The organism is Natrinema sp. CGMCC1.2065, from assembly GCF_051225675.1.
In the GTDB taxonomy this organism is placed as follows: Archaea; Halobacteriota; Halobacteria; order Halobacteriales; family Natrialbaceae; genus Natrinema; species Natrinema thermotolerans.
In genome coordinates, this window is the sequence record NZ_JBPJSJ010000021.1 from 48967 (window position 1) to 55236 (window position 6270).

A 6270-nucleotide genomic window follows, 5' to 3' on the forward strand; every position below is an offset into this window, starting at 1 on the left:
GAACGTCACCTGGCGAATCGTCACCCGAGACTCGAGCGCCGACGCATCAGAACAGTCCCTCGACGTCCTCCTCGCGAGTCCGCCGCCGGCCGACGTGGTCCGTCAGGCGCTGATAAATGATCCCCCGATGCTCGTCCTCTCGGACGAAATCGAACACCAGCGTGATGAACTGACTGCCGTCCTCGCCGGCCTCGAGGGCGTCCTCGGCGTACTCTCGAGCCCGTGCGACCAGCTCCGGGTCGTAGCCGAACTCCTCGGCGAGGACGACCGCCGCGATCGCCGTCGGCTCGAACGCGAGCCCCGAAAGCGAGGGGGGCCCGTCCTCGTGTTCGATCGGGACTGGCGGGCCTCGCTCGATCCGTTCGGGATCGGTCGCGAGTTCGGACAGCGCGGTCCGGATCGGCTCGAGTCCCAGATCGCGGTAGTCCGCGGGCAGCCCCGCGAGGTACGCGCCGCCGCTCTCGGCGAGCCCGACCGCGCCCTCCCAGTTTCGCTCGCGGGCGTGGTAGACCGCACCGCTGTACTGGATGAGTCCATGAAGCAACCGTTCGTCGTCGCTACCGGACTCGCACTCGAGCCAGCGGTCCTCCCAGGCGTCGTGGGCGGCGTGGTAGTGGCCGGCGTTGAAGATCGCGGCCCCCGATCGAAGGTGATCGCGCATAGCCGTGGTTGGGGCTCGAAACTCGAGAACGTGACGAAAACGGAGACCGCCGGATACCTCGTCGAGGAGCGACCGGGGACGCACCGGGAGCGAACGGCCCCGTCGCCGCCCGACGACGCGTACCGCCTCCGGCAGGGCGGGCAGACGACTGTGGACGGGTCGATTCCGGGACGTGTGATCCCAACCGGTTACTGGCCGCCACCGGTGCGGCGGTATCCGTTGTGAGGGGCTCCGTACGGATTAGTATGGTATTGCTTCCGGCGTTTCCGAGCGCGTTCGAGGACGGTAAGCATTCCCTACCGGCCAGTCAGCTCGAGCGTTCAGGCATCGAACCCGTCCTCGAACCGGAAGATGCCGTTTCGCTGGACGACCTCGCCGTCGATCTCGAGGCGGGAGTCCGTGCTAACGTCGGTGATCAGGTCGACGTGGACCGCCGAATCGTTGCCCGACTGGCCGTCGGGAAGACAGGCGTCGTACGCTCGGCCAAGCGCCAGATGGACGGTATCGCCCATTTTCTCGTCGAAGAGAATGTTGTCCGTGTAGCGGTCGATCCCGCGGTTCATCCCGATACCGAGTTCGCCCAACCGGCGCGCGCCGTCGTCCGTCTCGAGGACATCGCCGATCACGCCTTCGCCCTGTTCGGCGTCGTAATCGACGACCGCGCCGTCCTCGAACTCGAGGCGGACGTTCCGGACGGACTCGCCCCGGATCGTCATCGGCACGTCGAAGGTCACCTCGCCCTCGGTCGCGTACGGCGCGGTGAAGACCTCGCCGCTTGGCAGGTTGTGGGAATCGTAGGCGACGGAGGCGGCGCTGTTGACCGCCGTTCGGCCCTCGATCGACATCGTGAGATCGGTATCGCTCGAGACGAGCCGCACCTCCGAGCCCGCATCGAGGAGGTTTTTCAGTTGCGCCATCTCGTCGGCCAGCGACTCCCAATCGCGCAGGATAGCGTCGTAGGCGAAGTCCCGGTACTCCTCGTAGGCCATGTTCGCCTGCTGGGCCAGCGAGCGCGTCGGATGCGCCGTCGACACCCAGCGGGTCCCCAGTCGCGTCTCCCGGATCTCGTTTCTGGCCTCGGTATAGGCCCGCCGGCGCTCGCCCGGCACGTCCGCCGTCGCGCTCGTGTTTCGCCCGCCGCCCAGCGAGAGGTAGACGTCCGCGTTCTCCACGAGCGCGAGTTCGTGGGCGGGGGCCTCGTCGAACGCGTCGTCGTGGGCCTGCAGATATGCCCGCGTGACCTCGCCCGAACTGTACGTCGCGAGCAGGTTCGCGCCCCGCTCGCCGAGTTTCTCGGCGACGGCCACGGCCAGTTCGTGGGCGTCCGGCCCAACCGAGACGACCACGTCGTCGCCCGCCTCGACCCGCGCGCTCCAGTCGACCAGTACCTCGGCGTGTTCGCGGACCCGTTCGTCCATACCCGCACCTCTCGAGCGGGCTACTAAACGCTCCCCGTTCGGACCGAGAACTCCGGGGCTGTGAGGAGGGTGACTGCGAGCCGCGAGCGATCAGGCGGTGCTGGCGTCTTCGGCCGGGAACCCCTCGCGCGAGCGCACGAGCGAGACGATGGCGTAGACGACCGGGGTGTCCAGGAAGGCAATCGCGAGTTTCAGCAGGTACTGGCCGACGATCAACGAGAGCAAGAGGTCGGGCTTGAGGACCGTACCGACGCCGAGGACGGCGGGTGCAACGGCGAACGCGACGACGACGAAGATGACGGTATCGATGGCCTGACTGGAGGCCGTCGACCCGATGTTCCGAAGCCAGAGCTTCTCGGGGCCGGTGTACTCGCGGATCCGATGGAAGACGAGAACGTCCCAGTTCTGACTGACGACGTAGGCCAGGAGGCTCCCCAGTACCACGTTCGTCGACGCCCCCAGCGCGGTCTCGAACGCGCCCGGATCGACGCTCGAGGGGGCGGCGGGCGCGGCGATCGTCGACCAGACCAGCGCGAGAACGACGAAGTTCAACACGAAGCCGACGTTGACCAGCACCTGTGCGGCGCGGCGACCGTACAGTTCGGTGTAACAGTCGCTCGCGAGAAACGTCAGTGCGTAGGCGAGCGCGGCCCCCGGCAACGCGAGCTGTGCCCCGGTGATCGGGATCGCGACGGGTAGTTCGAAGGCCAATACCTTCGAGGCAGTCAACTGTGCGGTGACAAGCGCCGTCACGAAGAGGCCGATCAACGAGACCTGGGCGGCCGTTGGAGCGCCCGCGGATCGTTCCTGACTCATGCCGCCGCGTATCCGTCGAACTCACCTAAACGATGCTACTTCGCCGCCGCGATCGCCGTCCGTCACCTCGAACGGCGATCGGATTCACCGGCGACGATCGCCGTTCGCCGTTCGACCCCCCCATCGAACGCGCGCCCTCGAGACGAAAGCGGTCCGAAGGCGTTCTTGACGGACGGTCACTCCGCTTCGAATCTGACCCAACGATATCGCCAGTGTCACGAACTCTCGGGACGTATTTAACGGACGACTACGGGGACAGTTGGGGAGTACATCCAGTTGGAGAGCTGTTCCGTGGGTTTCCGTCCGATTCCGCCACCCACCACTCGAGAAAAACAGGTTCCGCTGTTTCTCTGCAGTTCGCTCGTCACCCGTTTCCTATTATAGCTCAGTATTTTTCTTTCGGCTGCGGAATAATTGCACAACTGTTATACGCATCGCGGGTCTCTCTGGAATTGCAATGGCGAAAGGAAACGTTGATTTCTTCAACGACACAGGCGGCTACGGTTTCATCGAGACTGACGACGCGGACGATGACGTTTTCTTCCACATGGAAGACGTTGGCGGTCCGGACCTCGAAGAAGGCACAGAGATCGAATTCGACATCGAACAGGCCCCCAAGGGCCCCCGCGCCACCAACGTCACCCGCCTGTAATACGGCTACTTGCGTTCGGTAACGGGTTTCACAGTTCGAATACCATTCTTCGTAACGCAGACGCCTCGAGCGACTGCGTTCGCCCGAGCGAGGGAGAACGACCCCCTCGTCGCTCGGATATAGTCGGTCGTTACCGAGTGAAATCGGACCCATCGATCCGAGAGCCTCAATTAGTTGCCCGAAACGACTTCGGAACGGTTGATACGAAATCGATAACAAATAGTCGGATTCCCGTTCGTCCACCCGAGTACACAATGGACGATCTGACTGGGTTTCAACGAGACCTTCTGTACGTGATCGCGGGGGCCGATCAGCCGTCCGGCCAAGACGTCAAAGACGAAGTCGAAACGTACTACAACAGCGAGATAAACCACGGGCGGCTGTATCCGAACCTCGATACGCTCGTCAACAAGGATCTCGTCGAGAAAGGGCAACTCGACCGCCGGACGAACTACTACGAGATCAGCGACAGCGGCCAACAAGCCATCGAACGACGCCGCGAGTGGGAGCAACAATATATCAGCGACTAATCTCCGCCGACCGCCACACGAGGTCGATACCACGGGGCCGCCACGGACGGCAACCGCCCGACGCCACGAGTACCGAATAGGCCCTTGTCCCGACCATCCCGCTCGACCCAGTCAGCACCGCCTCGAGCCGCCATCCGACCCAAAATGTGGTGCCGATGCGATTCACCGTCGCGTCTCGGTTCCCGGCTCCCGCGACTACCAGTTTTCACACCAATCGACCCCCGACTGATCGCTCCCTCGCTCGCTGAAACCCGGGGCTACTTACGTCGGGAGAGCGGTTGCTATACTATCCGAAAAAGGCGCTGTCCGTGGCGCAGTCGGGGCCGGATATCGGTTCGACCGCCCGAGACGTGATCGAAGCCGGTTCTCGCCGTGCAGCACATCCGTCCGGCAACCGTTCTGGCCGCATGACTGTCCACAGGACTGCTCTGATCGGTCCCACCAATGGAAATCGAAATTGCGACGATCGGCGGTTACGAGGAAGTCGGCCGACAGATGACGGCTGTCCGCGCTGGCGACGACATCGTGATCTTCGACATGGGTCTGAACCTGTCGAAGGTACTCATTCACGACAACATCCGAACCGAAGGCATGCACAGTCTCGATCTGATCGACATGGGTGCCATTCCGGACGACCGGATCATGAGCGATCTCGAGGGCGACGTCCAGGCGATCGTGCCGACCCACGGCCACCTCGACCACATCGGTGCGATCAGCAAACTCGCACACCGGTACGACGCCCCCATCATCGCCTCCCCGTTCACGCTCGAACTGGTCAAAGGCGAACTCGAGGAGGAAGGCAAGTTCGACGCCGACAACGAACTGATCGCGATGGATCCCGGCGAGACGACCTCGATCGGCGACAGCGGCGTCCTCGACCTCGAGTTCGTCAACGTCACCCACTCCATCGTCGACGCGATCAATCCCGTCCTCCACACGCCCGAAGGCGCCATCGTCTACGGGCTGGACAAACGGATGGATCACACCCCCGTCATCGGCGATCCGATCGACATGGAACGGTTCCGCGAGATCGGCCGTGAAGGCGAGGGCGTCCTCGCCTACATCGAGGACTGTACCAACGCGAACAAGAAGGGCCGAACGCCATCCGAGAACGTCGCCCGCGAACACCTCCGTGACGTCCTCTACAGCATGGAGGACTACGACGGCGGCATCGTCGCGACGACGTTCTCGAGTCACATCGCACGGGTGAAGTCTCTCATCGAGTTCGCTCGAGATATCGGCCGGCAGCCGATCCTGCTGGGCCGATCGATGGAAACCTACTCCGGCACCGCGAAACAGATCGGGATCGACTTCCCCTCCGACGTCGAGATGGTCGGCTACCGACAATCCATCGAGCAGACCTTCGAGCGAATCATGAACGAGGGCAAGGAGAACTTCCTCCCCGTCGTTACCGGTCATCAGGGCGAGCCGCGTGCGACCCTCACCCGTATGGGCCGCGGCGAGACGCCCTACGAACTGGAGGACGGTGACAAAGTCGTCTTCTCGGCACGGGTGATTCCGGAACCGACCAACGAGGGCCAGCGCTACCAGGCCGAGAAACTCCTCCGCATGCAAGGTGCGCGCATCTACGACGATATTCACGTCTCGGGGCACCTCTGTCAGGAGGGTCACTACGAGATGCTCGATGCGCTGCAGCCCGAACACGTGATTCCGGCCCACCAGAACATGAGCGGCTTCTCGGGATACGTCGATCTGGCCACTAATCAGGGATACAAGCTCGGACGGGATCTGCACGTCACCTCGAACGGGAATATCATCGAACTCGTCTGAGTTAGCCAACAGCGGTTTCTCTTCTCTCAGTTACAAACAGTGCGACAATAAATACGAAAACCCGCATAGTCGCTACTATGCGGGTTGAAGTATGAATGGAAGCGGCGAAACGGGGTTCCCAGAGGGTCGCCCACTCCAGTACTGACCGTAACGTAGGCGAGCTTATCTTCCGTGTTCGGGATGGGTACGGGAGGCACCTCGCCACTATGGCCGCTGTAATGCCGACCGGCGGAATCGAACCGCCGTCAGACCACGATCGGTATATTTCGGCTCTATTGGCCGATATGAATGGTGGCGGCGAATCAGATTTCCCAGAGGGTCGCCCACTCCAGTACTGACCGAAACGCAGGCGAGCTTATCTTCCGTGTTCGGGATGGGTACGGGAGGCACCTCGCCGCTATG

The 6270-nt window shown here is 62.9% G+C and carries 6 protein-coding genes and 2 rRNA genes; 3 read left to right on the forward strand and 5 right to left on the reverse strand.

What is annotated here, in order from left to right:
• Positions 1–46: 46 nt before the first annotated feature.
• The 3 genes from ACSBP4_RS17195 to ACSBP4_RS17205 all read right to left on the reverse strand — a co-directional run bounded on the left by ACSBP4_RS17195 (position 47) and on the right by ACSBP4_RS17205 (position 2895).
• Positions 47–661: a DUF309 domain-containing protein gene (locus ACSBP4_RS17195; protein ID WP_435552944.1), complete on the reverse strand. Its 615-nt coding sequence runs from the start codon at positions 659–661 to the stop codon at positions 47–49.
• Between the two features lie 320 nt (positions 662–981).
• On the reverse strand, positions 982–2079 hold the full coding sequence (locus tag ACSBP4_RS17200; RefSeq protein ID WP_006649961.1) for an aminopeptidase: 1098 nt from the start codon (positions 2077–2079) through the stop codon (positions 982–984).
• A 90-nt stretch (positions 2080–2169) separates the two neighbouring features.
• On the reverse strand, positions 2170–2895 hold the full coding sequence (locus ACSBP4_RS17205) for a queuosine precursor transporter (RefSeq protein WP_435552945.1): 726 nt from the start codon (positions 2893–2895) through the stop codon (positions 2170–2172).
• Positions 2896–3352: 457 nt separating this feature from the next.
• On the opposite strand from ACSBP4_RS17205, the gene ACSBP4_RS17210 reads away from it, so the two are divergent.
• The 3 genes from ACSBP4_RS17210 (at position 3353) to ACSBP4_RS17220 (ending at position 5868) form a co-directional block, all read left to right on the forward strand.
• On the forward strand, positions 3353–3547 hold the full coding sequence (locus ACSBP4_RS17210) for a cold-shock protein (RefSeq protein WP_006182670.1): 195 nt from the start codon (positions 3353–3355) through the stop codon (positions 3545–3547).
• 254 nt (positions 3548–3801) lie between these two features.
• The gene (locus ACSBP4_RS17215; RefSeq protein ID WP_006182671.1) at positions 3802–4077 is read left to right on the forward strand and encodes a PadR family transcriptional regulator; all 276 of its coding nucleotides are present in this window, start codon (positions 3802–3804) and stop codon (positions 4075–4077) included.
• Positions 4078–4521: 444 nt separating this feature from the next.
• Positions 4522–5868 carry an RNase J family beta-CASP ribonuclease gene (locus ACSBP4_RS17220; protein WP_435552946.1) on the forward strand — a complete coding sequence of 449 codons (1347 nt, stop codon included), beginning with the start codon at positions 4522–4524 and terminating at the stop codon, positions 5866–5868.
• 96 nt (positions 5869–5964) lie between these two features.
• Here the strand turns inward: ACSBP4_RS17220 and rrf (ACSBP4_RS17225) are convergent.
• Positions 5965–6086: ribosomal RNA gene (gene rrf, locus ACSBP4_RS17225) — 5S ribosomal RNA — on the reverse strand.
• 71 nt (positions 6087–6157) lie between these two features.
• Positions 6158–6270, reverse strand: a 5S ribosomal RNA gene (gene rrf, locus ACSBP4_RS17230); the annotation flags it as partial.